Consider the following 26,890-nt stretch of genomic DNA (forward strand, 5'->3'; position numbering starts at 1 on the left):
GGCCAGTTTTTTGCCCCGGCCCTGTTCCATGCCGTGGGTCAGGAGGGGTAAAATCGGAAATCCCGGAACACTTTCTTGAAAAACGAGAAGATGCGTTCGCATTTCCTGAGTGCCGGATTTGTTGCTGATCGGAAACTTTTCCCGTATCAGGCGGCATGCAATTGTGTACCGCCGAGAGGAGCAGGAAAATGAGTCGGATCGAACGGAATGGACTTCAGGTGGCTTCCGCTCTGGCGGCCTTTGTCGAGGACAAGGCACTGCCGGGCACCGGCGTCAGCGCGGATGCGTTCTGGGCGGGCCTGTCCGGGCTGGTGAACGGCATGGGCGACGAGAACCGCGCGCTGCTGGCCAAGCGCGAGGCGATCCAGGGCAAGATCGACGCCTGGCATCTGGAACGCCGTGGCCAGCCGCATGACGCAGCGGCCTACAAGGCGTTTCTTCAGGAGATCGGCTATCTGGTGCCCGAAGGCGCGGATTTCGAGGTGGAGACGACCCATGTGGACCCCGAGATCGCGCATGTGCCGGGACCGCAGCTGGTGGTGCCGATCACCAATGCGCGCTTTGCCCTGAACGCGGCCAACGCCCGCTGGGGCAGCCTCTATGATGCGCTTTACGGCACCGATGCGATGGGCGACCTGCCCACCGGCAAGGGCTATGACGCCGCGCGCGGCGCCCGCGTTATCGCCTGGGGCCGTGGTTTCCTCGATGAGACCTTCCCGCTGGCGAGCGGCTCCTGGTCCGATATTTCCGGCCTGCGGGTCGAGGATGGCGCCTTGGTTCCGGCGCTGAAAGACGCCAGCCAGTTCGCGGGCTATGTCGGCGACACGGGTGCCCCGACACGTATTGTGTTGAAAAACAACGGGCTGCACGCGATCCTTGAGATCGACGCCGCGGGCAACATCGGCAAGGATGACGCCGCAGGGATCAATGACATCACGCTGGAATCGGCGCTCTCCACCATCATGGACTGCGAGGACTCCGTCGCCTGCGTCGACGCCGAGGACAAGGTCACCGCCTATTCCAACTGGCTGGGCCTGATGAAGCGTGACCTCGCCGAAGACGTCACCAAGGGCGGCAAGAGCTTCACCCGGGTGCTGAACGAGGATCTGGCCTACAAGACGCCCACCGGCGCGGAGGCCACTCTGAAGGGGCGCTCGCTGCTGTTGGTGCGTAACGTTGGCCACCTGATGACCAACCCGGCGGTGCTGGACAGCGACGGGCGCGAGGCCGGTGAAGGCTTCCTCGATGCGATGATCACGGTGCTCTGCGCCATGCACGACCTCAAGGCGGAGGGCGGCAATTCGCTGCACGGCTCGGTCTATGTGGTGAAGCCCAAGATGCACGGGCCGGAAGAGGTCGCCTTTGCGGTGAAGATCTTTGATCATGTCGAGGACGCGCTGGGCCTGCCGCGCAACACCGTCAAGATCGGCATCATGGACGAGGAGCGCCGCACCAGCGCCAACCTCAAGGAATGCATCCGCGCCGCAAAATCCCGCGTTGCCTTTATCAACACGGGCTTCCTGGACCGCACCGGCGACGAGATTCACACCTCGATGGAGGCGGGACCTATGCTCCGCAAGGGCGAGATGAAGGGCACCGCATGGATTGCCTCCTATGAGGATCGCAACGTCGACATCGGTCTGGCCTGCGGGCTGAAGGGCCGGGCCCAGATCGGCAAGGGCATGTGGGCGATGCCCGACCGCATGGGCGAGATGCTGGAGGCCAAGATCGGCCACCCGCAATCCGGCGCCACCTGCGCCTGGGTGCCGTCGCCGACCGCCGCGACCCTGCACGCGACCCATTACCACAAGGTCGATGTTCTGGCCCGTCAGGATGCGCTTAAGGCGGGCGGCGCGCGTGGTACGCTCGACGATCTGCTGACCATCCCGGTGATGGACGGGCAGAACCTGTCGGAGGAGGACATCGCCCGCGAGATCGAGAACAACGCCCAGGGCATCCTCGGCTATGTCGTGCGCTGGGTCGATCAGGGCGTCGGTTGTTCCAAGGTGCCGGACATCAACGATGTCGGCCTGATGGAAGACCGCGCCACCTGCCGGATCTCCAGCCAGGCGCTGGCCAACTGGCTGCACCACGGCGTGGTGTCCGAACAGCAGGTGATGGCCGCGATGCAGAAGATGGCCGCGGTGGTGGATGGTCAGAACGCCTCCGATCCCAGCTATCGCGCGATGGCACCGGGCTTTGATGGCGTCGCCTTTCAGGCCGCCTGCGATCTGGTGTTCAAGGGCCGTATCCAGCCCTCGGGCTATACCGAACCGGTGCTGCACGCCCGCCGCCTTGAACTGAAGGCGCAAGGCTGACATGGTTTCGAGGCCGGGGAGTTTCCCCGGCCTTTCTTCTTCCCGACCAAGGATTTGCAGATATGAGCCTCTCTCTTGACCAGGCCCGCACCATCATCGAGACCGCCCGCGCCAAGGGCCGTGACATGAACCTGAAGCCGCTCTCCGTCGTGGTGCTGGATGCGGGCGGCCATGTGCTGGCGTTTGAACGCGAGGATGGCGCCGCGCCGGGCCGGTTCGGGATCGCCCAGGGCAAGGCCTATGGCGCGGTGATGCTGGGCATGGCCGGCACCGCGCAGATGGCCCGGGCCGAACAGCAGGCCTATTTCATGGCAGCGGTGAACGGTGTCTACGGGGGACAGGTTGTGCCGGTGCCGGGCGGCGTCTTGGTGCGCGATGACACCGGCGCGGTGATCGGCGCCGTCGGCGTGACCGGCGATACCTCCGACAATGACGCGGTGGCGGCCAAGGCAGGTGTCGAGGCCGCAGGTCTCACCGCCGAGATCTGAGCCGCACACCTGTCGGATTGAAAACGCGGGGCTGCACTGGGGCATACGCTCGGAGCAGCCCTTTGCGTATGGGGCATCCTCCTGGGGCAAGAGGGCAGCATCACCGCGTTGCCGCAGCCCATATGCACGGACGGCAGGCAGCGTCAGCTGCTGTTTTTGTGACCTGTCGCCCCTGTGCACCAGTGAACAGGGGCTTGCGCCACGCTAAAGAGTTGCGCGCTGATGGGGCGTCACGCTACCGTGACCTTTGATCCAATAGCGTCCATTTGTTCCGGAGACTTCCAGCGTGCGCCCCAAAGTCGGCATTATCGGCAATTCCTACCTGATGAACGATCAATACCCGACCCATGCGGGCGGCACCATGAATTCGGATGCGGTGGCGAATGTGTCCGGCTGCCTGCCGCTGCTGATCCCCACCGACCCGCGCTATGTCAGCGTTGCGGAACTGCTGGAGAGCTTTGACGGGTTTCTGCTGACCGGCGGGCGTCCCAACGTGCACCCGGAGGAGTATGGCGAGGACCCGACCGAGGCGCATGGAGATTTCGACCGCGCCCGCGATGCCATCACCCTGCCGCTGGTGCGGGCCTGCGTGGAGCGGGGCCAGCCGTTTTTCGGGATCTGTCGCGGCTTTCAGGAGGTCAACGTGGCCATGGGCGGCACGCTTTACCCCGAGATCCGTGACTTGCCGGGCCGGATGAACCACCGCATGCCGCCGGATGGCAGCATCGAGGAAAAGTTCGCCCTGCGCCACCCGGTGACCCTGGTCGAGGGCGGCCTGTTCCATCGCCTGCTCGGCGCGCGCGAAGTCATGACCAACACGCTGCACGGGCAGGGGATCAAGACACCGGGGGCGCGCATCGTGGTCGAAGGACAGGCCGAGGATGGCACCCCGGAAGCGATATATGTCAAGGACGCGCCCGGGTTCAGCCTCGCCGTGCAATGGCACCCGGAATATCGCGCTGGTGAGGATCCGGTCTCGCGCCCCTTGTTCGAAGCCTTCGGAGAGGCCGCGCGGGCCTGGGCCGGGGGCACCCGCCCGGCCGCGCTGCAACGCTCTGCCTGAGGGGGCGCTGCGACGGGGGCAACGGGCCAACTGTGCCACGGCGTCTTTTTGGCAAATGCAGAAAGACATTTTGGCGAGATTCTTGCGCAGGGTGACGGAAAACGCGGTTGTTTTGTCGCAATCGGCAAAAATTCTCGTGATCCATGCTTTTCATTCGCCGGAACATCTGTTGCTTTGAGCGCGCGTGCGCGGCGGTTGAGGCCTGTCGGCCCTGCACCCGTGGGGACCGCCCAAGATGTGCCGCGACGCAGCGAAAAGCTTGCGCAATATTCTTGCGCACCTTATGCAGTGTATTTGCGAAACGTGCGCACCTGACCGCCGTGGTCGGTGCAGACAGGGGGACGACTGGTGAAAATAGGCACACCAAAAGAGATAGCCGAGGGCGAGTCGCGCGTAGCGATGACGCCATTGTCGGCGCGTGATCTTCAGAAGCTGGGGTTTGAGTGCTGTATTGAGTCTGGTGCGGGTGAGGCTGCGGGGTTTACCGATGCGGCCTATGCCGAGGCCGGGGTGGAGGTGATCAAGACCGCCGCCGGGCTGTGGAAGGCCGCCGATATCATCGCCAAGGTCCGCGCACCCAATGAGACCGAGCTGAAGCGGCTCAATAAATCCAAGACGCTGATTTCCTTCTTCAATCCGGGTGGCAATGAAGAAGGGCTGGAGCTCGCCAAATCCAAGGGCGCCACCGTGATCGCCATGGAAATGGTGCCGCGCATCAGCCGCGCGCAGAAGATGGACGCGCTGAGTTCCATGGCCAATATCGCCGGCTACCGCGCGGTGATCGAGGCGGGCAACAATTTTGACCGGTTCTTCACCGGCCAGATCACAGCGGCGGGCAAGGTGCCCCCGGCCAAGGTTCTGGTGGTGGGCGCCGGTGTTGCCGGCCTCGCTGCGATCGGCACCTCCACCTCGCTGGGCGCCGTGACCTACGCCTTTGATGTGCGCCCCGAAGTGGCCGAGCAGGTCGAGTCGATGGGCGCGGAATTTGTCTATCTCGACTTTGAGGAAGAGCAGCAGGATGGGGCCGCCACCGGCGGCTATGCCTCTGTCTCCTCGCCGGAATTCCGCGAGGCCCAGCTGGCCAAATTCCGCGAGCTGGCGCCGGAGGTGGACATCGTCATCACCACCGCGCTGATCCCCAACCGCGAGGCCCCGAAGCTGTGGCTGGCGGATATGGTCGCGGCGATGAAGCGCGGCTCGGTCATCGTCGACCTTGCGGCCGAGCGCGGCGGCAATGTCGAAGGCACCGTTCGGGACGAGAAAATCGTCACCGACAATGGCGTCACCATCATCGGCTATACCGATTTCCCCAGCCGGATGGCGAGCCAGTCCTCCAGCCTCTATGCCACCAACATCCGTCACATGATGACCGATCTGACCCCGGAAAAGGACGGTCAGGTGGTGCATGACATGGAGGATGACGTGATCCGCGGGGCCACCGTGACCCATGCGGGCGAGATCACCTTCCCGCCGCCGCCGCCCAAGGTGCAGGCCATTGCGGCGCAAAAGAAACCCGAACCGCCCAAGGAGCTGACGGCCGAGGAAAAACGCGCCGCAGAAGTCGCGGCCTTCAAGCAGCAGACCCGGAATCAGGTCACATTGCTGGCCATTGGCGCGGCGCTGATCCTGGGCATCGGGCTGATCCCCGACATGCCGGCAAGCTTCATGCAGCACTTCATCGTCTTTGTGCTCTCGGTCTTTATCGGCTTCCAGGTGATCTGGAATGTGGCGCACAGCCTGCACACGCCGTTGATGGCGGTCACCAACGCGATCTCCTCGATCATCATCCTCGGCGCGCTGATCCAGATCGGCTCCGGCGGCGTGCTGGTCACGATCCTCGCGGCGCTGTCGGTGTTCATGGCCGGGATCAACATCTTCGGTGGCTTCATGGTCACCCGGCGCATGCTTGCCATGTTCCAGAAATCTTAAGCAGGGGCAGGAGTTATGGAAAACGCATTCACAATCGCGGCCTATGTGGTCGCCGGCGTTCTGTTCATCCTGAGCCTGGGCGGATTGTCGGGACAGGAAAGCGCCAAACGCGCGGTCTGGTATGGCATTGCCGGCATGGCGCTGGCGGTCTTTGCCACGCTTGTCGGCCCCGGGGCGGGCCTGTGGTGGCTGTCGGTCATCCTGATTGCGCTTGGCGGCGTCATCGGCATGCAGCTGGCGCAGCGGGTGCAGATGACCCAGATGCCGGAACTGGTGGCGGCGATGCATTCGCTGGTCGGCCTGGCGGCGGTCTTTGTCGGCTTCAACGCCGAGATGACCATCAATCTGGTCGAGGCGGCGAAGGCCGCGGGCGACAGCGTCGAGGGCGCCTTTGCGCTGCTGGTGGCCAAGAAGGAGCCGATCGAGATCGCCATCCTGAAGGTGGAGCTGTCGCTGGGCATCTGGATTGGTGCGGTGACCTTTACGGGCTCTGTGATTGCCTATGGCAAGCTGGCGGGCCGGGTGAACTCGGCGGCGACAAAACTGCCGGGCGGGCATCTGCTGAACGCGGCGGCGGCGGGGCTCTCGCTGATCTGCCTGATCTGGTATCTCTCCTCCGGGGCGCTGTTCCCGCTGCTGATCCTGACGCTGGCGGCCTTGTTCATCGGCTATCACCTGATCATGGGCATCGGCGGGGCAGACATGCCGGTGGTAGTCTCCATGCTGAACAGCTACTCCGGCTGGGCGGCGGCGGCGATCGGCTTCAGCCTTGGCAATGATCTCCTGATCGTGGTCGGCGCGCTGGTGGGCTCTTCGGGGGCGATCCTGAGCTACATCATGTGCAAGGCGATGAACCGCTCGTTTGTCTCGGTGATCCTGGGCGGTTTTGGTGGCAGCGCCGGCCCCGCGATGGAGGTCGAGGGCGAGCAGGTGGCGATCGATGCCGATGGCGTCGCCGCGGCCCTGGAAGAAGCGGACAGCGTGGTGATCATCCCCGGCTACGGCATGGCGGTGGCGCAGGCGCAATCCAATGTGGCCGAGCTCACGCGCCGCCTGCGCGCCAAGGGCAAGACCGTGCGCTTTGCGATCCACCCGGTGGCCGGGCGCCTGCCCGGGCATATGAACGTGCTCCTGGCCGAGGCGAAAGTTCCCTACGACATCGTGCTGGAGATGGAGGAGATCAACGACGACTTCCCGGAGACGGATGTGGCCATCGTGATCGGCTCCAACGACATCGTGAACCCGGCCGCGCAGGAAGACCCCAACTCGCCCATCGCCGGCATGCCGGTTCTGGAGTGCTGGAAGGCGAAACAGGTGTTTGTCTCCAAACGCGGTCAGGGCACGGGCTATTCCGGCATCGAGAACCCGCTGTTCTTCAAGGACAACACCTGCATGTTCTACGGCGACGCAAAACAATCCCTCAGCACGCTCCTCAATATCATCGAGTGAGCGGCGGCAGAGCTGACACGACACAGGGGGCGCTCCGAACGGGGCGCCCTTTTTGCTTTCATCTTTTCCATAAATATCTCGGGGGAGGCCCGTTCGGGCCGGGGGCAGAGCCCCCAATACCCCCGCAGAAGAAACCGCTTGTGCTGGAGTGCACTCCAGCACCTATGCTGCCCGCGACTCATCACCACAACAGGGAGAGCGCCCATGCGGATATCGCAGGTGGCCGCGAAGACCGGCCTCAGCATCGACACGCTGCGCTTTTACGAAAAGATCGGCCTGATCGAGCCGCCGCCGCGCGATGGGGCCGGGCGGCGCGACTACCCGGAGGAGGTGCTGGGCTGGATCCGCTTTCTGGGGCAGCTCAACGCCACCGGCATGAAACAGGCCGACCGGGTGCGCTATGCCCGCCTGCGGGCCGAAGGCGCGGCCACGGTGCCGGAGCGCCGCCGCATGCTGGAAGCGCACCGCAGCCAAATGCAGGCCCAGATGCAGGCGCTGGAGGAGACGCTGGCGCTGATGGACCGCAAGGTCGCGCTCTATCGGGACATGGAACACAAGCTGACACAGGAGAGTACAGATGTCTGACGCATTGGAGCAGGGCCGCGCCCTCTTGGCCGACATGAACCCGGGGCTGGAGGCGGCTCTGGCGGAGACCTACGACGCCCACGTGCCCGACATGGCGGAGAGCCTTGTGGAATGGGCCTATGGCCGCCACTACGCACGCTCCGGGCTCGATCACAAGACCCGGCAGCTCTGTACCGTGGCGGCCCTGACGGCGCTGGGGGGACAGACCGGACCGCAGCTCAAGGTCAATATCCGCCACACGCTGGCCACCGGCGCCAGCCAGCAGGAGATCCTGGAGGTGATCTGGCAGATGGCCGTTTATGGCGGCATGCCCGCCGCAATCAACGGGCTCAATGCCGCAATCGAGGTGTTCGAGGCCGAGGCTGCCTGATCTGTATACCGTTGCATCCCGCTAAGTTATTGAATGCCATGAAAAACTTTACAAAGGGCGGTGATCCTGACTAGGGTCTGGAAACTCGTTCCGGAAGGTTGCCATGGCTGCAATAGAAGATCACCCGCTGCGCTACCAGCTTGCCAATGAGCTGCATGCGCGCCCGTTTCCGACCATTCCGGTGCCCGCCACCGTGGCCTATCTGGCGGTGAAACAGCCCAAGGAAGCGGTGCACCGGGACCGGATGGCGGATCTTCAGCATCTGAAGGATCTGCTGGATCGTCACGGGGCCCCGCATCCGCAACCGGGGGCGACGCATCATACGGCGCAGCTGGGGCGCCATACGCTCAAATGGGAGCAACACACGGAGTTTGTGTCCTACACGCTGCACGGGGAGGGCGTCAGCGACCGCGCCTTTGATCCGCAGGACTTCGACCTGTTCCCGCCCGATTGGCTGGCGCAGGCCCCGGGGCAGCGCGTGACCTCGGCGCTGATCCGCATCGTGCCGCGCCCGCCGCAGGAGCAGATCAAGAAGAAGGTGCACGACTGGTTTGTGCCCGAAAGCCTCGCCATGGCCTCGGTTCTGGATGACAATGCGGTGGTGGCGGGCGATTTCCGCATCGACCCGGCGGGCCATGTGCGCTTTGCGCTTTTCATCAATGCCGAGACCGGCCCGCAGCGGGTGGGACGCGTGGTGCAGCGGATCTGCGAGATTGAGACCTATCGCGCCATGTCGATGCTCGGGTTTTCGCGGGCGCGGGGGCTTACGCCGACGATCAGCGCCATGGATGCCTCCCTGTCGGAGATGATGAGCGAGATGACCCGTGGCCATGTGCCGGCGGAGCAGACCTTGTCCCAGCTCCTGACGATCTCGGCGGAGCTGGAGGCGATGGCGGCGCAATCGGCGTTCCGGTTCGGCGCGACGGGGGCTTATGAGGCGCTGGTCAATCAGCGCATCGCGCTGTTGCGCGAACAGCGGTTCGAGGGGTTTCAGACCATGGCGGAATTCATGTTGCGCCGGTTCGAACCCGCGATGCGCACAGTGCAGTCCAGCGAGAAACGGCTGGCGGTGCTGGCGGACAGGGCACGGCGGGCAGGGGAGCTGCTGCGGACCCGGGTCGATGTGGAACGCTCGGCGCAGAACCAGGCCCTGCTGGAAAGCATGGACCGGCGCGCGGATCTGCAGCTGCGCTTGCAGCACACGGTCGAGGGGCTCTCCGTGGTGGCGATCAGCTATTACGCGGTGTCGCTTGCGGCCTACGCGCTCTACCCGCTGGGCAAGGCCTTGGATCTCAGCAAGGGCATGCTGACCGCGATCCTGACGCCGCTGGTGATCGGCGCGGTGTTTCTGGCGGTACGCCGCATTCGCAAGAGCCTGCATTAGAAAACGGATGTCCGCCCCTTGCAGGTTGAAATCAAAAAGGCCGCCTCATCGGGCGGCCTTTTCGATTGTTAATAGTGCCTCAGCGGCCCCGGATGCGTGGATCCAGCGCGTCGCGCAGGCCGTCGCCGAGGTAGTTCACCGACAGCACCGTCAGCGAGATCAGAATACCGGGCCAGAGCACACGCTCCGGGAACAGCGTCATCCGGTCCACCGCATCATTCAGCAGGCGGCCCCAGGTCGGGAAATCCGGCGGGAAGCCAAAGCCGAGGAACGACAGCGCCGACTCGGTGATGATCGCGGTGGCGATGCCGAGCGTGGCCGAGACCATGATCGGCGACAGCACGTTCGGCAGGATGTGACGCGCGATGATATTGCCCGGCTTGGTGCCGATGGAGCGCGCCGCGAGCACGAACTCGCGTTCCTTGATCGCCAGCACATCGCCGCGCACGATCCGCGCGGTCGGCATCCAGGAGGTGATGCCGATCAGGCAGACGATCAGCACGAAGATGCCGCCTTCGGGGCCGATGGATTGCGACAGGCTCTCGCGGAACAGCACCGCCGCCACCAGGATCATCGGCAACAGGGGCAGGGCGAGGAACAGGTCGGTCAACCGCATTAGGAGGCCGTCGAGCTTTTTGAAGTAACCCGCCAGCACCCCGATCAGGCTGCCGAGGATCAGCGCCAGGATCATCGCCGCCATACCTACCGCCAGCGAGACGCGACCGCCGAACATCAGCCGCGCCAGCGTGTCACGACCGAGGTTGTCGGTGCCCAGCGGATAGGCCCAGTCCATCTTGGCCGAGGGGTCCCACAGCGCGTGATAGATCGGGCGCATGTCGCGCAGGGTGATGAAGTCGCGGCCCGTGGGCACGAATTTCGCATCGTTCCAGTAGACGAACGGGCCCACCACCACGCCGAGCACGATGAGCAGGAACAGGCAGCCGCCAAACAGCGCCCCGCGGTGGGATTTGAACTGGTCCCAGATGTCGCGCCATTGGCTGCGCGGCGGGGTCGAAAGCTCCTCCTGCACGCTGGAATGCTGCAGGGTCTTGTCTTTTGCAGCGTCAGTCATAGCGGATCCTCGGGTCGAGAATGCCATAGAGCACATCGGCGATCAGGTTGAACAGCACGATGAGCACGGCAAAGATGAAGGTCAGGGTTTGCACCATGGGCAGGTCGTTGGCCTGGATGGCGCCGATCAGGAGCTGGCCGATGCCGTTCACCTTGAACACCTGTTCGGTGATGATGGCGCCGCCAAAGATCGCGGGAATCCCCAGCGCGATCACGGTCACCACCGGGATCATGGAGTTGCGCAGCACATGCACCATGACCACGACATACTCGCCCAGACCCTTGGCCCGCGCGGTGCGCACGTAATCCTGGTTGAGGTTGTCGAGCATCGAGGCGCGCATGAAGCGGCTGAGCTGTGCGGTGATCTGCAGCGCGAGCACCATCACCGGCATCACCATCTGCTGCAGCTGCTTCACGAAGGTTTCCCAGCTGGTGACCTCCAGCGTGGTGTCATAGATCGACGGGAACCAGCCCAGCTGCACCGAGAAGATCACGATCACCAGCACGCCGGAAAAGAACGGCGGCACGGAAAAACCCACCATCGACACGAAGGTGCCGAGCTGGTCGAACCAGCTGTACTGGCGATAGGCGGAATAGATGCCGATCGGCAGCGCGATCAGGATCGCGACGATATAGGCGGTGCCCACCACCCAGAGGGTCTGCGGCAGGCGCTGCACCACGATGTCCATCACCGGCGAGCGGGTCTGCCAGGAGATGACGCGCAGGTCACCTGCGGAAAAGGACGTGCCGAAGATATGGTCGACCAGAACCTGCGGTTCGATCCAGAAGAACTGCACGATCCACTTCCAGAACCGGATGTGGACGGGCTCGCCAAGGCCGAGGGCGATGCGCATCTTCTCTTTCACTTCGGGGGGAACGGTCAGGGGAACCTGCGCCATCGGATCGCCAGGGGCGAGTTCCAGGAGCAGGAAGATCACGAGACTGATGAACAGCAGCGTCGGCACTGCGAGGATCAGCCGTCGGATGGTAAAAGTCAGCATCAGCCGGGCGCCTTTGCAATTGAGTTTGTCGAGAGGTCCGCGTCTGCCTTACCCCAGCGGGGCGGGGTGCGCGTCATGCCGGGTCTCTTAAGTCAACTCCGACGTGACAACAATGCCGGATTGGTTTGAGAAACGGTAACGCGAAAACCAGTGGGCCCCGGTACGATGTCCGGGGCCCTGTTGACTGCGGATGAGCGCTTATTCGGCGCGGTACCAGTCTGCTGCGTTCCACAGCTCGCTGTCCCACACGTTCAGGTCAACACCGCCGAGGGTGTTGGAATGTGCGGACAGACGGCCACGGTGCACCAGCGGTATCATGCCGCCTTTTTCGAACACGATGGTGTTCAGCTTCTGACCGATCTCGATCCGCTTTGCCATGTCGGCGGTCTGGGTCAGCTCCTTGTGCAGGGCGTCGAATTCTTCGTCGCAGAAGCGGGAGATGTTCTCACCCTGCCACTGGGACGCCGGAGTCGGTGCCTTGTCGCACAGGCCGTTGCCGAAGTAGGACTGCGGGTCGGTGCCATTGAAGGTGTTGGCGTACATTTCAACGTCCGCGTAGAACTTCTGGAAGGTGTCCGGGGAGCCCGGGTCGCCGCCGAAGAACACGGAGGAGTTGATGTTGCGCAGTTCGGTTTCGATGCCGATCTCGCTCCACCACTGTTTGATCAGCGCCTGGAAGTCCTGACGAACGGCGTTGGTCGAGGTCTGGTAGAGGATCTTCAGCGGAACACCGTCTTTTTCGCGGATGCCGTCGCCGTCGGTGTCAACGATACCTGCCTGGTCGAGCAGGGCGTTTGCACCGGCGATGTCCTGAGTGTCACAGCCTTCGGGGTTGATCGCAAAGGCTTCGGGGGCCGGTACCCAGGAGCAGGACACACGACCGGCCTTGCCGTAGCCGATTTCAACCAGCAGCGGACGGTCGATGGCCATGGACATCGCCTTGTAGACCGCCGGGTCGGACAGGAACGGGTGCGGACGGATCACCGAACGCTCTTCCGGGCCGAGATCCGGAGAGGGGTTGGTGTTGTTGAGCATGATGCGCTCCAGCAGCGGACCAAAGCCCGCAACGGCCTTGCCTTTGCCGCCGGCTTCCATCTGCGAGATGACATCAGGTGCCAGCTGCAGGTTCCAGGCATAGTCGAACTCGCCGGTTTCCATCACGGCACGGCCGGCTGCGGTCGCATCGCCGCCACCTTTGAACAGGACCTTTGCAAAGGCGGGCTTTGCCGGGTCACGATAGTTCGGGTTCGCGGAGAGGGTGATCACGTCGTTCGGCTTGAACTCGTCGACCACGAAGGGGCCGGTGCCGATCGGGCTGAAGTTCGCTTCGGTACATTCCGGGGCCTTGGCGCCGAGACAGTCCGCGAACTGGGCGGCCTGGATGATCGGGCTTTCGCCACCGACGAAGGGACCGTAGGGGAAGGGCGTTGCCTCTTCGAAGGTCACGACGATGGTGCTGTCGTCCGGGGTTTCAACGGAGGTCACGCCTTCGAACTTGGTCACCTGCGCGCAGCCGCCCTCGGGGTGGGTGCAGTAGTCATAGGTGAATTTCACATCGGCAGAGGTAAGATCGGAGCCGTCGGACCATTTGATCCCGGGCTTCAGCTTCCAGGTGATCTGGGTCAGGTCTTCGCTCACGCCGCCGTTCTCGACGGTGGGGACCTCTTCGACCAGCCATGGCACCATCTCGCCAGAGGCGTTGTAGCGCGCCAGCGGCTCGATCACGAGCGAGGCCGCTTCCACGTCCTTGGTGCCGCCGGACAGGAACGGGTTCATGATGGACGGGGCTTGCCAATAGATGATGTTGACCTGGCCGTCCGAGCCACGCTCGGCAAAGGCAGCCGGGGCGAAGGCGGCGGATGCCACAGCCCCCAGCAGAAGGGTTTTCAATGTCATTGCACTCTCCTTGTCGGAACCGACATAGTGTTTTTGTTGTGCAGGTTACGCCTGTTAACGGCGCATCCCGTGCCCGCGCATATCCTGCGCGGCGCAGTTTGGAATGTGCGTCCACCGCGGACGTATGGATGTCAGGAAAGCCCGAAAGCCGAAGCTCCGGATCTGCGGTCCGTTGTGTCGGACCTGTTTTCATAACCCCCTGTCGCCTTTGGCGTTCACTGCCGGTATCGAAACAGAGTTTTCAGAAAATGCAAGACCTGCGTAACAGGAAATCCGTGCGGGGGTTTGACGCTACCGGTTGCATCGGCTTAGATCGCGCCCCAACAGGTACTGCTCCGGTGCCGCCAAAAAACAGACAGGATACGTGGATGTTGGACCAGCCCATTGCTCAGATCAAAGGCCTCCGGGTCGAGTTCGAAACCAAGGACGGCCCGGTGGTCGGGGTTGAGAATGTTTCGTTTGACGTCACGGCCGGTGAAACATTGTGCATCGTGGGAGAGTCCGGATCGGGCAAATCTGTCTCCTCGCTCTCGCTCATGCGTCTGGTCGAATACGGCGGCGGCACCATCGCGGGTGGCGAATTGATGTTCGATCCGGGCGACGACAAGCCCATCGATCTGGCCAAGGCCGAGAGCGATCTGATGAAGCAGATTCGCGGAAATCAGATCGGGATGATTTTCCAGGAACCGATGACCGCGCTCAATCCGGTGTTCACCGTGGGCCGCCAGTTGACCGAGGGTCTGCGAATCCACAAGGGCATGACCAAAAAAGAGGCAGAAGCCCGCGCCATCGAGATTCTGCGCGAGGTCCGCATCCCCGAGGCCGAGCGGCGGATGAAGCAATATCCGCATGAACTGTCTGGCGGCATGCGCCAGCGGGTGGTGATCGCCATGGCCATGGCCTGCGAGCCGCGCCTGCTGATCGCGGATGAGCCCACAACCGCGCTTGACGTGACCATCCAGGCCGAAATCCTTGCGCTGATGGATCGCCTGAAGCGCGAAACCGGCACTGCCGTGATGTTCATCACCCACGATATGGCCGTTGTGGCGCAGATGGCCGACCGCGTGGTGGTCATGTACCGCGGCAACAAGGTCGAGGAGGGCACCGTCCACGAGATCTTTGAGAACCCGCAGCACGACTATACCAAGGCGCTGCTGGCGGCGGTTCCAAAACTCGGCGAGATGCGCGGCAAGGATTACCCGGAGCCGATGAAGCTGATGGGAGTCGAACAGGCCGAGATCAAGCCGATCAAGGGCACTGATGAGGTGCTGCTGAACGTGGAAAACCTCGTCACCCGCTTTCCGGTGAAGGGCGGGCTGCTGCGCCGTACCGTGGCGCAGGTGCATGCGGTCGAGGATGTGTCGTTCAAGGTGTTCAAGGGTCAGACCCTGAGCCTTGTGGGGGAATCGGGCTGTGGCAAATCCACCTGTGGCCGGTCGCTCCTGCGGTTGGTGGAACCCACCTCCGGCAAGATCGAGTTCGAGGGCCGCGATGTCCTCGGTCTCAACCAGAGGGATCTGCACAAGGCGCGCCTGGATATGCAGATGATCTTTCAGGATCCCTTTGCCTCGCTCAATCCGCAGATGCAGCTGATGGATCAGGTCGCAGAGCCGATGAAGAACTACAACATCGCCTCTGGCTCTGAAATTCAGGACCGGGTGGCGGCGCTGTTTGACCGCGTGCATCTGCCGCGCAGCTTCATGCGTCGCTTCCCGCACGAGATGTCCGGTGGTCAGCGTCAGCGGATCGCGATCGCCCGCGCCCTTGCACTGAATCCAAAACTGATCGTCGCGGATGAGGCCGTCTCGGCGCTGGACGTGTCGGTGCAGGCGCAGGTTCTGAACCTGATGATGGAATTGCAGGCCGATCTGGAGCTGTCGTTCCTGTTCATCAGCCACGACATGGCGGTGGTGGAGCGCGTCAGCCATCAGGTCGGCGTGATGTATCTGGGGCGTCTGGTTGAAATCGGCCCGCGGGCGCGGGTGTTCGAAAACCCCGCCCATGCCTATACGCAGGCGCTGATGAAGGCGGTGCCGATCGCCGACCCCAACCAGCGCAAGAGCGAGAAGGATCTGAACTTCAAGCCGATCCCGTCGCCGATCCACGACATGAGCTACACGCCCGAACCTTCGGACTATGTTGAGGTGGAGCCGGGCCATTTTGTGCTGATGACCGATTCCGGGTACTGAGGCATGGCCGACCGTCTGACCCCGCTTGAGATCATGGCGCGACTGGTGGCGTTTCCGACCGTGAGCCGCGCCACCAATCGCCCGCTGGTGGACTGGGTGTCGGGGTATCTCGACAGCCACGGCATCGCCCATCACATCTGGGTGGATCCGGAGCAGCCGGAAAAGGCCGGGCTTTACGCCCATGTCGGCCCGATGATCGACGGTGGCGTGCTGCTGTCGGGCCATACCGATGTGGTGCCGGTGGAGGGGCAGGACTGGACCTCTGACCCCTATGAGGTCGTGGAGCGCGACGGCAAATACTTTGGCCGTGGTTGCGCCGACATGAAGGGGTTCGACGCGCTGGCGCTCTGGGCGCTGGTCGAGGGCCATTATGCGGATCTGAAACGGCCCTTGCAGCTGGCCTATACCTTTGACGAGGAAATCGGCTGCACGGGCGCGCCGCCGCTGATTGTCGAGATCCAGAAACACCTGCCCAGGGCCGAAGCCGTGATCGTCGGAGAGCCGTCGATGCTGAAGGCCGTCACCGGTCACAAGGGCGGTGCCGGGTTTGCCACGCGGGTGGTGGGCCACGAGGTGCACAGCTCGCTCATGCATGAGGGCGTCAGTGCCATCATGGAAGGGGCGCGGCTGATCGACTGGGCCAATCAGCGCAATGCGGAGAACCGCGCTAAGCCCGCCACCAAGGTGGCCGCGATGTTCACCCCGCCCTGGACCACCTGTCACGTCGGCATGGTGTCCGGCGGGACGGCGCATAACATCACCGCGGGCGCGTGCCAGTTCTGGATGGATTTCCGCGCCGTTCCGGGCGAGTCGCTGGCCCAGTGGGACGCCGCCTATCGCGCCGAGGTTGCCCGGGTCGAGGCCGACATGCAGGCGGTGCATCCCGACACGCGTATCGAGGTCGAGCAGGTGTTTTACGTTCCGGGGCTGGTGCCCGAGGAGGATGGCGCCGCCGAGAGCCTGGTGCGCGGCCTGACCGGCGACAACGGCAGCCATGTGGTGAGCTATGGCACCGAGGCGGGGCAATATCAGGAGGCCGGCTATTCCGCAGTGATCTGTGGACCCGGCGATATTGCCCAGGCCCATCAGGCGGATGAGTTCATTACCGTGGCGCAATTCGAGGCGGGCCACCAGTTCGTGCGGGATCTGGTGGCGCGGCTTATGCAGTGACCTGACAGGGGGGCGCCGGTGGTCCGGGGCCCTCGGTCGATCTGACGCAACGTCACTCCTGCTGGCACGCCGTGTGGCGTCGGCGCGCTGGGAGGCCACGTGGTGGTTCGCCCGGCCACAGCCCTTGCGTTCCGTCGAGGCTTGCGTCACTCATTCGCTAACAGGTTAAGGAAGGTCTCTCATGCCCGTCAGGAATCGCTTTGCCGAGTTGCTGCCCGAAATCACCGCGTGGCGCCATGATTTCCACGAACACCCCGAGCTGATGTATGACGTTCATCGCACCGCCGGGCTGGTGCAGGAGCGACTGACCGCCTTTGGCTGTGACGAGGTGGTGCCGGGCATCGGCAAGACCGGCGTGGTTGGCGTCATCAAGGGCAAGAGCACCGAATCCGGAAAGGTGATCGCCCTGCGCGCCGATATGGACGCGCTGCCCATCCACGAGGAAACCGGGCTCGACTATGCCTCCAAGACGCCGGGCAAGATGCACGCCTGCGGCCACGACGGCCACACCGCGATCCTGCTGGGGGCTGCGAAATACCTCTCTGAGACACGCAATTTCGACGGCACCGTGGTGCTCTTGTTCCAGCCCGCCGAGGAAGGCGGGGCAGGGGGCAAGGCCATGGTCGATGATGGCGTGATGGACCGTTGGGGCGTGCAGGAGGTCTATGGCCTGCACAATATGCCGGGCCTGCCGGTGGGCCATATCGCCACCCGCGTCGGCGGGCTCCTGGCCTCCTCGGACGAGTTCGAGATCGAAGTGACCGGCAAGGGCGGCCATGCCGCCGCGCCCCATGATGCCATCGACACCACGCTGGTGGCGTCGCAGATCGTGGTCTCGCTGCACTCCATCGTGTCGCGCAATGTGGACCCGATCCACCGCGTCGTGCTGACCGTCGGCACCTTTGAAACCGACAGCACCGCCTCCAACGTGATCGCCCATCGGGCCAAGCTCAAGGGCACCGTGCGCACGCTGGATGCCGAGAACCGCAAGCTGGCCGAGGCGCGCGTGCGCCGTGTCGCCGAGGATACCGCCTCGGCCTTTGGCGCGACGGCCAGGGTCACATGGACGCCGGGCTATCCGGTGACGGAAAACACCGCCGCCGAGGTCGCCCATGCGGTCAAGGCTGCGCAGGCCGTGACCGAGAGCGTCGATCCCGATGCCGCGCCGATCATGCCGTCGGAGGATTTCGCCTATATGCTTGAAGCCCGGCCCGGCGCCTATATCTTTTTGGGCAATGGCGACACCGCCATGTGCCACCATCCGGCCTATCAGTTCGATGACGATGCCATCCCGCTGGGATGCAGCTGGTTTGTGGAACTGTGCGAAGGCCGGATGCCCATCGCCTGAAGACAGGCCCACCCCAAGGCCGGCCAACCCGTGCGCGCGGCCTTGGATTCACCGAACACCTAGGAGAGACTTATGCCCGTCAAGAACCGTTTTGCCGAATTGCAGGCCGAGATCACTGAATGGCGACGAGACATTCACGAAAACCCGGAAATCCTGTTTGAAACCCATCGCACCAGTGCGCTGGTTGAGGAAAAGCTGAAGGCATTCGGCTGCGACGAGGTGGTCACGGGCATTGGCCGCACGGGCGTCGTGGGCGTGATCAAGGGCAAATCCGATACCTCTGGCAAGGTCATCGGTCTGCGCGCCGACATGGACGCGCTGCCGATCCACGAGGAAACCGGTCTGGAGTATGCCTCCAAGACCGCAAACGCCATGCACGCCTGCGGCCATGACGGCCATACCGCGATGCTCCTTGGCGCGGCAAAGTACCTGTCGGAGACCCGCAACTTCGACGGCACCGTGGTGGTGATCTTCCAACCCGCCGAAGAAGGCGGCGGCGGCGGCAAGGAAATGTGCGACGACGGCATGATGGACCGTTGGGGCATCCAGGAGGTCTATGGCATGCACAACTGGCCGGGCCGTCCGGTGGGCAGCTTCGCAATCCGCCCGGGCGCGTTTTTTGCCGCGACCGACCAGTTCGACATCACCTTCACCGGCAAGGGCGGCCACGCGGCAAAACCGCATGAAACCGTGGATTCGACCGTGATGGCCGCGCAGGCGGTGCTGGCGCTGCAAACCATCGCCGCGCGCAACGCTGATCCAGTGCATCAGATCGTGGTGTCGGTGACCTCGTTCGAGACCTCTTCCAAGGCGTTCAACGTGATCCCAGAGCGGGTGCAGATCAAAGGCACCGTGCGCACCATGGCCAAGGAACTGCGCGACCTGGCCGAAACCCGCATCAACGAGATCTGCTCCGGCATCGCCGCCACCTTTGGCGGCGCGGCTGAGGTGACCTATCACCGGGGCTATCCGGTGATGGTGAACCACGAGGAACAGACCGAATTCGCCGCCAAAGTGGCGCGTGATGTTTCCGGTCAGTGTGACGAGGCGCCGCTGGTCATGGGCGGTGAGGATTTTGCCTTCATGCTGGAAGAGCGCCCCGGGGCCTATATCCTGGTGGGCAACGGCGACACCGCCGCAGTGCACCACCCCAAATACAACTTCACCGATGATGCAATCCCGGCGGGATGCAGCTGGTGGGCCGAAATCGTCGAGCAACGCCTGCCGGCAGCCTGATCGCGGCCCGCGCGACCGATCCCCTTGCCCTGCGGGGGGGCGGGGCGCGTCTGATTTGATGGAACGATGAAAAAGGGGGCCACACGGCCCCCTTTTTGCGGTGTAGATTAATGCAGCTGTCACGGGGTGCGAATCAGCGTGTCGTCGATCCCCGGCCCGTGCTGGTAACTTTCGTGCTGGTTATTTGTCGAAACTCTGGCCGACGATGGCGCAGCTGTCGAACCCGTCGGGCAGATTGGCCTGACACTGGCTCATGGCAGCGATGTCGGCCGCTTTCTGATCGTCAAACCCCCAGGACTGACCCACCGGCAGCACGGCGGCCGGTTCGGCACAATCGATCGACGCGTTGGCAGGGTAGACCGGCACGGCGTAGGACCCGTGCCCGTCGATGCGCGCCGCCCAGGCGGCCATTTCCTGCTTGGCACTGTCACAGACGCCAGTCGACACCCGCAGGACGCGCAGATCCTTGTCGACCATCGGGTTTGCGGATTGGGCAAATGCGGGAACGGTGAGGGCGATGGCGGATCCAAGCGTAACGACGGCAAGCGAAACTTTATTGAACATCAAAAACCTCCTGGTCATGGCTCTGCATGACATCTGTCAATAGACGAGGCGCCGTGTGGCACCGACTGCCCTAACAACGGCGGTTCGACAGAAAAGGTTCCGAGAATTTTATGTATCGCGTCGGCTCAGGTTCGGAATGAATCCGGAAAATGTCGGCCTTTCAGCGCCTTGACGGCATTCCGTCAGGCCGAAAGGAGCTGGCGATAGACCGCGAGAATTGCCGCGGCTTCGCCCTGCAGACGAAAATTCCGCTGTACGTGATCGCGCGCGGCGGCGGACATGCGGCGCAGCCGGTCCGGGTCTGACATCAGGTCGATCATATCCGCGGTGATCTTGTCGAGATCCTCGATGTCGCACAGGGTGCCGGTTTCACCGGGCACCACTAGCTCCTCAAAGGCGCCAACGCGTGTTGCCACTGCTGGCGCGCCGCAGGCCATCGCTTCGAGCGGGGTCAGGCCAAACCCTTCCCAGCGCTGTGGCGCCACATAAAGATCCAGCGCCTGAAAATGGCGGGGCACATCCTCGACCGGCACTTCGTCGCGAAACAGGATGCGATCCGACAGGCCGGCGGCGGCGACCTCGTCCTTCAGGCCTTGCAGAAACTCGGCATTGTCGGCGGTTGCCCGCCCCATCATCAGGCCGCGCGCCTGCGGGTTGGCGCGGCAGGCTTCGATCATCGCTTTGACAAAAAGGTCATTGCCTTTCTGATGGCGAATACGTCCGAAGCATCCGACCAGAATGCCGTCCTCCGGCAGGTCCAGGGCACGGCGCAGGGCGGCGCGGTCCTCGACCGGCTGGAACAGATCGCAGTCGATCCCGTGGCGAATGACCGTCGCTTCGCGCTCCAGATAGCTTGCGGATTTCGCCGAGGTGGCAATCACCGCATCCATGCGCCGGATCAGCCAGCGGGTGAACCCGGTGTGACGGCGTTGCGCGGCGGAGGTGAACAGGAGCTTGAGTTTCTTGCCCAGCAGGTATTTGAGCGCCAGCCCGGCGACCATCTCGTTGTTGCGCCGGGCGTGCCAGACGCGCGCGCCGGAGGGCCCGTTGCGCGACATCGACCAGAGCGCGGAGGGTTTCACCTGCGGCACCTCCGGTGGCAGGTCGGGGGTGGCAGCACAGATGCCGATCTCGCGGGCTTGCAGCGGCACCAGCCGGATCACGGTCGAGGTCACGCCGGAGTAGCGTTTCTTGAAATTCGGCGCGATCACGTCGATCTGGCGGAGGTCGATCTGGCTCATGGGGCGCCCTTCATGGCTGGGGCGGCAGCAGGTCCAGCAGCGCTGCCACGGTGTGATGCATCTGATCCGACTGGCGTGCCAGAAAGGCGCGGCCCCGGTCGCGCGCCGTGTCTAGGGCATGGGGCGTGTCGAGCCAAGTCCCCACAGCCGCGGTCAGCGTCTCGGCGCTGGTGACTTCCAGGGCTGCGCCGGTCTCGATCAGCTCGGCAAAGGATTCGGCAAAGTTGTAGGCCCCGGGGCCGGTCAGCACCGCGCCACCGGTCTGCAGCACCTCAAACGGGTTGTGGCCGCCGATGTCGCGCAGGGAGCCGCCGAGAAAGACCAGCGGACACAGGCTGTACCAGATGCCGACCTCGCCCAGCGTGTCGGCAAGATACACTTGTGTGGACGTGCGGGGCAGGGCGTCGCGGCTGCGCCGGATCAAGGTCAGGCCCGCCTCGGCAATCATCGCCTCCAGCTGGTCGCCTCGGTGGGGATGGCGCGGGGCCAGCAGCAGCAACAAATCGGGGTGATCCGCCAACAGCGCCTTATGCGCTGCCAGCACGGTCTCCTCTTCGCCCTCATGGGTTGAGGACGCCACCCAGACCGGGCGCGGGCCGATAGCGTCGCGGACCTCTGTCAGCGTGTCTTGATCCACCGGCAGCGGATCAGAGAGCGCCTTGAGGTTGCTACCTTCCCGCAGACGGGCGGGATCGGCACCCATGGCATTCAGGTTGACGGCGGTTTGCGCATTCTGCGTCAGCATCAGTGCGAACTGATCCAGCAGGAACCGCGCCGTGGCGTGGCGTTTGGTCCAACTGGCGACGGATTTCGGCGACAGGCGCGCATTCAGCAGCACCAGCGGCACGCCCGCCCCCCGTGCGCGCACCAGCATTTGCGGCCAAAGCTCGCTCTCGACAAAAACGCCGAGGTCGGGTTTCCAATGGTTCAGAAACCGCGCCACAGCCGCACCGGTATCCAGCGGCGGAAACTGATGGCGGGTGCGGGGTGGCAGCCGCTTGGCAATCAGATCGGCCGAGGTCGGCGTGCCGGATGTGATCAGAAACTCCAGATCCGGCGCCGCCTCGCCAAGTCGGTGGATCAGCGTCAGCACCGACAGGCTCTCTCCGACGCTTGCGGCGTGAAACCAGACCAGACGGCCCGCGGGGCGGGGCAGGGTGGCATGGCCCAGACGTTCGCGCACTCGCGCCTCTGGCACGCCATGTTGGCGCAGCTTGCCCGCGACCTTGGACCACATCAGCGGCGCCAACAGCGCAGAGGCACCGCGATACAGATGATAGAGCAGGGTCGGACGGACCTGCGATTGATCGGTCATGCGATGGGGCCTTACCCGCCGGTGTGGCTCATGTGGCGCGGCATCTGGCCGTCCACGGTCTGGCGGGAGTAGTCAAAATCATGCCCTTTGGGCTTGAGGTTGATGGCGGCGCGAATGGCCTCTTCCAGCGGGGCCTCCGTGTCGGGGTGGTCCCGCAGCGGCGCGCGCAGATCGGCCATGTCTTCCTGACCGAGGCACATATACAGCTCGCCAGTGCAGGTGAGGCGCACCCGGTTGCAGCTTTCGCAGAAATTATGGCTGAGCGGCGTGATGAACCCGATCTTCTGGCCGGTTTCCTCCAGCCGCACATAGCGGGCAGGGCCACCGGTGCGCTCGGCCAGATCGGTAACCTGATAGCCGGCCTCATAGGCTTTGCGCACGTCCTTCAGCGACCAATATTGGCCCAAGCGGCTTTCATTGCCGATATCGCCCATTGGCATCACTTCGATCCACGTCAGATCAATGCCTCGCTCGGCGCACCATGCGGTCATCGAGAACAGCTCGTCCTCGTTAAAGCCTTTGAGCGCGACCGCGTTGATCTTGATCCTGAGCCCCGCAGCCTGCGCCGCATCAATGCCTCGCAGCACCTGCGGCAAGCGACCCCAGCGGGTGACATCCGCGAATTTCTTCTCATCCAGCGTATCAAGCGAGACATTGACCCGCCGCACACCCGCATCAAACAGCGCTTGTGCGTGTTTTTCCAGCTGCGAGCCGTTGGTGGTCAGGGTCAGCTCCTTGAGCGCGCCGCTGTCCAGGTGGCGGGTCATCGACCGGAAGAAGGTCATGATGTCGCGGCGCACCAAAGGCTCACCGCCGGTGATGCGCAGCTTCTCGACCCCGAGATTTACAAAGGTGGAGCACATGCGGTCCAGCTCTTCCAGCGTCAGAAGCTCTTTCTTTGGCAGGAAGGTCATGTTCTCGGACATGCAGTAGACGCAGCGAAAATCGCAACGGTCGGTGACCGAGACCCGCAGGTAGGTGATCGCGCGCGCGAAGGGATCAATAAGAGGTGCTGTCATAAAGACATAGGTAAGGCGGTAATTCGCTCAGGACAATAGCGAGACGGTATCAGATGCCCGCATTCTTGCTGGTATCCTCGCCGCGCTGCGGCTAGGGTCGCGGCATGACTCGACGTGTTTTCAAACATCTGACGCTTGCCGTCCTCGTTGCCGGTGGCGTTTCCGCCTGTAACGCCCTTGGTGGCGTTCATCTGAATTCGCAGGTCCTGCAAGGGCTGGGCAGCGGCGTCCAGATGGAGCCGATGACCCCGCGGTCCCCGGATGCGCCGCCGTCTGTCGAGACAGAGGAACTGGCCGCCTCCGGTGGGCAGTCCTGGTCGTCGCCGGCCTCCACCCAGGAGGCCATTCGGCCGACCCCGCAGGCCGCCCCTGCGACCGCGCCGCAGACCACCGCCGCAGCAGCGCCGCAGACGACGCAGGCACCGGCTGCCACACCGCAAACCAGCGCGCCCGCGCCCGTGGTGGCGTCGGCGCAGTCGTTTGTTGGCCAGAAAACCACCGTTGCAGGTCTGGGTGATCCCGGTCGCGATGGGTTGTGGATGGAAACACCGCTGGTGTCCTCGCGCCGCAATGCCCGCCTGACCGCGCCGAACGGCAAATCGGTCGTGGTGACGCTGGAGCCGATCTCCGGTTCCGCCGGTCAGGGCAGCCGCTTGTCGATCGACGGAATGCGCGCGCTTGGCCTGCCTCTGACGGAACTGGTGGAGATCCGGGTCGGCCCGGTCTGACCCCCGGACGCGGTTTACTCTCGGGATCTGGCCCGCCGGATCAGGTCAGGTATTTTGCCGCTTCCTTGCGCGCAAAGGCTTTCATCTGATCGCCATGGTCCGCCAGGAACGCGCGGGTGCGGTCCGCGTCATGTTTCGAGAGATCCCGCAGCCACCAGCCAATGGATTTCTGGATGAACCAGTCGCGGTCCGCAACATAGGTCGCTGCCCAGCCCAGGATGCGCGCGCGCGTGTCCAGATCCGCAGGTTTTGGATTGGACAGCTTGGCCCAGGGCAAGGTGGAGACCAGAGCCGCACGGCGGCTCCACATATGGTCCGATGTGGTCCAGCCTTCGACCACATCCAGCCGCGCCGGATCAGCCTGCAACCGCTTGGAAATGGCCGAGGCCGCGTGATCGGCAATCGCCCAGCTGTCGAAATCGGGAACCCAGGTTTGCACAAGATCCCAGACCGCCGTGTCCGGCTTGATCCGGGCCTGCGTCAGTAGCTTGGCCGCGAGAATGCGCGCTTCAAAGATGTCACTGGCCCAGAGGCCTGCGGCAAGTTCCACGCGGGCCTCAAGATCCAGCTGCCCGCGCCAGTCACGCGACAGCGTGTTGAGCACCTCATTGCCGACACCCAGAACCGTGCGGCTCTGTTTGTGATAGGCGATCATCTGCTCCGCGCGCCCCGGTTCAACCTGCGCCCGGAGCGCGTCCAGCGCCGCGTCCGGCGTCATTCCACCGTCACCGATTTGGCGAGGTTACGCGGCTGATCCACATCCGTGCCTTTGGCAATCGCGGTGAAATAGGCGATCTGCTGTGCCGGAATGGCATAGAGGATCGGCGCCAGCGCATCGGGCACCTGCGGCATGGTGATGACCTCGGCGGTGCCGTCAGAGGCTTCGCGCGCGCCATCGGCATCGGTCACCAGCACCACGCGCCCGCCGCGTGCCATCACCTCCTGCATGTTGGAGATGGTCTTTTCAAACAATGCATCGCGCGGCGCCATCACGATCACCGGCACGCTGTCATCGATCAATGCGATGGGCCCGTGTTTCAGCTCGCCCGAGGCATAGCCTTCGGCGTGGATATAGCTCAGTTCCTTCAGCTTCAGCGCGCCCTCCAGTGCCAGCGGATAGAGCTGACCGCGCCCAAGGAAGATAATATCACGTGCCCCCGCCAGATCGCGCGATGCCGCAGCGATCTGTGCTTCAGACGCCAGCGACTGATGGATCAGACCGGGCAGGGCGCGCAGATCGGCGGGCATGCCCTCGGGCAGGGGCAGACCGCGATCCTGCGCCGCCTTGAGTGCCAGCATCAACAGCACCGTCAACTGGCAGGTGAAGGCTTTGGTCGAGGCCACGGAGATTTCCGGGCCTGCATAGATCGGCAGCACCACATCGCTTTCCCGCGCAATGGAGCTTTCGGGCACATTCACCAGCCCGGCAATGACATCCGCCTTGCCCGCCATGTAGCGCAGTGCGGCCAGTGTGTCGGCGGTCTCGCCGGACTGCGAGACAAACAGCGCCAGCGTGCCGGGGCTGACGGGCGGTTCGCGGTAGCGAAACTCGGAGGCCACATCGACCTCGACCGGCAGGCGCGCGATGGTTTCCAGCCAGTATTTCGCCACCATACAGGCGTAATAGGCCGTACCGCAGGCGACCAGAGACAGGCGCTCGATCTTGCTGAAATCCAGCCCCTCGGGCATCTGGATCTCGCCACCGTCGCTCAGATAGGCCTTCAGCGCCTTATCAACCGCGACGGGTTGTTCGGCGATTTCCTTGGCCATGAAGTGCTTGTGGCCGTCCTTGTCGACGCGGGCGTTTTCCAGCTTGATCTGGCGCATCTCGCGGTTGGCGAGGTTGCCCTTGGCGTCCCAGATCTCAAGGCTCTGGCGGGTCAGGACGGCAAAATCGCCCTCTTCGAGATAGGTGATCTGATCCGTCAGCGGGGCCAGCGCGATCGCGTCTGAACCCACATACATTTCGCCCTCACCATGGCCCACCGCCAGCGGCGAGCCCTTGCGCGCGGCGACCATCAGATCCTCTTGACCGTCAAACAGGAAGGCCAGCGCAAAAGCGCCCTCCAGTCGCGCCACGGTCTTACGCGCGGCCTCCGTCGCAGAGGTGCCGTCACGCATGTAGAACTCGCACAAAAGCGCCACGGTCTCGGTATCGGTCTCAGTGACAAAGCGGATGCCGTGAGCGGCAAGCTCGTCGCGCAAGTCCTTGAAATTCTCGATGATGCCGTTGTGAACCACCGCCACGCAGCCTGCCTGATGCGGGTGCGCGTTGGAGACGGTCGGCGCGCCATGGGTGGCCCAGCGAGTATGGCCGATGCCGGATTTCCCACGCAGCGGATCATGCACCAGCGCATCCGAGAGGTTGACCAGCTTGCCCACCGCGCGGCGACGGTCCAGCCGCCCTTCATAGACCGTGGCAATGCCGGCGCTGTCATAGCCGCGGTACTCCAGCCGTTTCAGCGCTTCGACCAGAATGGGCGAAACCTCGTGGTTGCCGAGTACTCCAACAATGCCGCACATGGG

22 protein-coding genes are annotated in these 26,890 nt (G+C 63.8%); 13 read left to right on the forward strand and 9 right to left on the reverse strand.

All coding sequences use genetic code 11. The features are described from left to right. Window positions 1–188: 188 nt before the first annotated feature. From ACXAF5_RS07325 to ACXAF5_RS07360, 8 genes are all read left to right on the forward strand, one after another. Complete coding sequence (locus ACXAF5_RS07325) at window positions 189–2,318, forward strand: malate synthase G (protein WP_474946103.1); 2,130 nt, start codon at window positions 189–191, stop codon at window positions 2,316–2,318. Between the two features lie 62 nt (window positions 2,319–2,380). Beyond that, window positions 2,381–2,806: a GlcG/HbpS family heme-binding protein gene (locus tag ACXAF5_RS07330; protein ID WP_239324133.1), complete on the forward strand. Its 426-nt coding sequence runs from the start codon at window positions 2,381–2,383 to the stop codon at window positions 2,804–2,806. A 286-nt stretch (window positions 2,807–3,092) separates the two neighbouring features. Further along, window positions 3,093–3,869, forward strand: coding sequence for a gamma-glutamyl-gamma-aminobutyrate hydrolase family protein (locus ACXAF5_RS07335; protein WP_370645759.1), 777 nt, complete (start codon window positions 3,093–3,095; stop codon window positions 3,867–3,869). 348 nt (window positions 3,870–4,217) lie between these two features. Then, window positions 4,218–5,798: a Re/Si-specific NAD(P)(+) transhydrogenase subunit alpha gene (locus tag ACXAF5_RS07340; RefSeq protein ID WP_474946105.1), complete on the forward strand. Its 1,581-nt coding sequence runs from the start codon at window positions 4,218–4,220 to the stop codon at window positions 5,796–5,798. A 15-nt stretch (window positions 5,799–5,813) separates the two neighbouring features. Next, window positions 5,814–7,247 (forward strand): NAD(P)(+) transhydrogenase (Re/Si-specific) subunit beta, encoded by a 1,434-nt coding sequence (locus ACXAF5_RS07345; protein WP_474946106.1) that lies wholly within the window; start codon window positions 5,814–5,816, stop codon window positions 7,245–7,247. 204 nt (window positions 7,248–7,451) lie between these two features. Continuing rightward, the gene (locus tag ACXAF5_RS07350) at window positions 7,452–7,832 is read left to right on the forward strand and encodes a MerR family transcriptional regulator (protein WP_474946107.1); all 381 of its coding nucleotides are present in this window, start codon (window positions 7,452–7,454) and stop codon (window positions 7,830–7,832) included. After that, complete coding sequence (locus ACXAF5_RS07355) at window positions 7,825–8,202, forward strand: carboxymuconolactone decarboxylase family protein (protein WP_239367746.1); 378 nt, start codon at window positions 7,825–7,827, stop codon at window positions 8,200–8,202. Before ACXAF5_RS07350 ends, ACXAF5_RS07355 begins: the two co-directional genes overlap by 8 nt. Window positions 8,203–8,305: 103 nt before the next feature. Beyond that, entirely contained in the window at window positions 8,306–9,586 is a 1,281-nt protein-coding gene (locus ACXAF5_RS07360) for a DUF3422 family protein (RefSeq protein ID WP_474946108.1), read from the forward strand. A gap of 79 nt (window positions 9,587–9,665) precedes the next feature. Here the strand turns inward: ACXAF5_RS07360 and ACXAF5_RS07365 are convergent, their stop codons facing one another. From ACXAF5_RS07365 to ACXAF5_RS07375, 3 genes are all read right to left on the reverse strand, one after another. After that, window positions 9,666–10,658, reverse strand: a complete 993-nt coding sequence (locus tag ACXAF5_RS07365; RefSeq protein WP_474946109.1) for an ABC transporter permease — start codon at window positions 10,656–10,658, stop codon at window positions 9,666–9,668. Continuing rightward, window positions 10,651–11,658 (reverse strand): ABC transporter permease, encoded by a 1,008-nt coding sequence (locus ACXAF5_RS07370; protein WP_239323324.1) that lies wholly within the window; start codon window positions 11,656–11,658, stop codon window positions 10,651–10,653. The genes ACXAF5_RS07365 and ACXAF5_RS07370 overlap by 8 nt, the downstream gene beginning before the upstream one ends. Window positions 11,659–11,856: 198 nt before the next feature. Next, window positions 11,857–13,554 carry a peptide ABC transporter substrate-binding protein gene (locus tag ACXAF5_RS07375; RefSeq protein WP_239323325.1) on the reverse strand — a complete coding sequence of 566 codons (1,698 nt, stop codon included), beginning with the start codon at window positions 13,552–13,554 and terminating at the stop codon, window positions 11,857–11,859. A gap of 368 nt (window positions 13,555–13,922) precedes the next feature. Between ACXAF5_RS07375 and ACXAF5_RS07380 the strand changes: the two genes are divergently transcribed. The 4 genes from ACXAF5_RS07380 to ACXAF5_RS07395 all read left to right on the forward strand — a co-directional run bounded on the left by ACXAF5_RS07380 (window position 13,923) and on the right by ACXAF5_RS07395 (window position 19,497). After that, the gene (locus ACXAF5_RS07380) at window positions 13,923–15,743 is read left to right on the forward strand and encodes an ABC transporter ATP-binding protein (protein ID WP_239323326.1); all 1,821 of its coding nucleotides are present in this window, start codon (window positions 13,923–13,925) and stop codon (window positions 15,741–15,743) included. Between the two features lie 3 nt (window positions 15,744–15,746). Continuing rightward, window positions 15,747–16,913, forward strand: coding sequence for an acetylornithine deacetylase (argE, locus tag ACXAF5_RS07385; RefSeq protein ID WP_474946110.1), 1,167 nt, complete (start codon window positions 15,747–15,749; stop codon window positions 16,911–16,913). A 181-nt stretch (window positions 16,914–17,094) separates the two neighbouring features. Beyond that, on the forward strand, window positions 17,095–18,261 hold the full coding sequence (locus tag ACXAF5_RS07390) for a M20 aminoacylase family protein (RefSeq protein ID WP_474946111.1): 1,167 nt from the start codon (window positions 17,095–17,097) through the stop codon (window positions 18,259–18,261). 72 nt (window positions 18,262–18,333) lie between these two features. Then, the gene (locus tag ACXAF5_RS07395) at window positions 18,334–19,497 is read left to right on the forward strand and encodes a M20 aminoacylase family protein (protein ID WP_239323329.1); all 1,164 of its coding nucleotides are present in this window, start codon (window positions 18,334–18,336) and stop codon (window positions 19,495–19,497) included. 180 nt (window positions 19,498–19,677) lie between these two features. On the opposite strand, the gene ACXAF5_RS07400 is transcribed toward ACXAF5_RS07395, so the two are convergent. The 4 genes from ACXAF5_RS07400 to moaA all read right to left on the reverse strand — a co-directional run bounded on the left by ACXAF5_RS07400 (window position 19,678) and on the right by moaA (window position 23,636). Then, on the reverse strand, window positions 19,678–20,061 hold the full coding sequence (locus ACXAF5_RS07400) for a hypothetical protein (RefSeq protein WP_474946112.1): 384 nt from the start codon (window positions 20,059–20,061) through the stop codon (window positions 19,678–19,680). 182 nt (window positions 20,062–20,243) lie between these two features. Further along, on the reverse strand, window positions 20,244–21,302 hold the full coding sequence (locus ACXAF5_RS07405) for a glycosyltransferase family 4 protein (RefSeq protein WP_474946113.1): 1,059 nt from the start codon (window positions 21,300–21,302) through the stop codon (window positions 20,244–20,246). A 10-nt stretch (window positions 21,303–21,312) separates the two neighbouring features. Then, window positions 21,313–22,617 carry a 3-deoxy-D-manno-octulosonic acid transferase gene (locus ACXAF5_RS07410; protein WP_474946114.1) on the reverse strand — a complete coding sequence of 435 codons (1,305 nt, stop codon included), beginning with the start codon at window positions 22,615–22,617 and terminating at the stop codon, window positions 21,313–21,315. Between the two features lie 11 nt (window positions 22,618–22,628). Continuing rightward, window positions 22,629–23,636 (reverse strand): GTP 3',8-cyclase MoaA, encoded by a 1,008-nt coding sequence (gene moaA, locus ACXAF5_RS07415; RefSeq protein WP_239323333.1) that lies wholly within the window; start codon window positions 23,634–23,636, stop codon window positions 22,629–22,631. A 104-nt stretch (window positions 23,637–23,740) separates the two neighbouring features. Between moaA and ACXAF5_RS07420 the strand changes: the two genes are divergently transcribed. Then, the gene (locus ACXAF5_RS07420; protein WP_474946115.1) at window positions 23,741–24,364 is read left to right on the forward strand and encodes a hypothetical protein; all 624 of its coding nucleotides are present in this window, start codon (window positions 23,741–23,743) and stop codon (window positions 24,362–24,364) included. A 40-nt stretch (window positions 24,365–24,404) separates the two neighbouring features. Here ACXAF5_RS07420 and ACXAF5_RS07425 read toward each other — a convergent pair whose 3' ends face one another. Both ACXAF5_RS07425 and glmS read right to left on the reverse strand, forming a co-directional pair. Beyond that, the gene (locus ACXAF5_RS07425; protein WP_474946116.1) at window positions 24,405–25,082 is read right to left on the reverse strand and encodes a DNA alkylation repair protein; all 678 of its coding nucleotides are present in this window, start codon (window positions 25,080–25,082) and stop codon (window positions 24,405–24,407) included. Further along, window positions 25,079–26,887 carry a glutamine--fructose-6-phosphate transaminase (isomerizing) gene (gene glmS, locus ACXAF5_RS07430; RefSeq protein WP_474946117.1) on the reverse strand — a complete coding sequence of 603 codons (1,809 nt, stop codon included), beginning with the start codon at window positions 26,885–26,887 and terminating at the stop codon, window positions 25,079–25,081. Before glmS ends, ACXAF5_RS07425 begins: the two co-directional genes overlap by 4 nt. Between the last annotated feature and the right edge of the window lie 3 nt (window positions 26,888–26,890).

Source organism: Epibacterium sp. ABV4_022 (genome assembly GCF_056159345.1).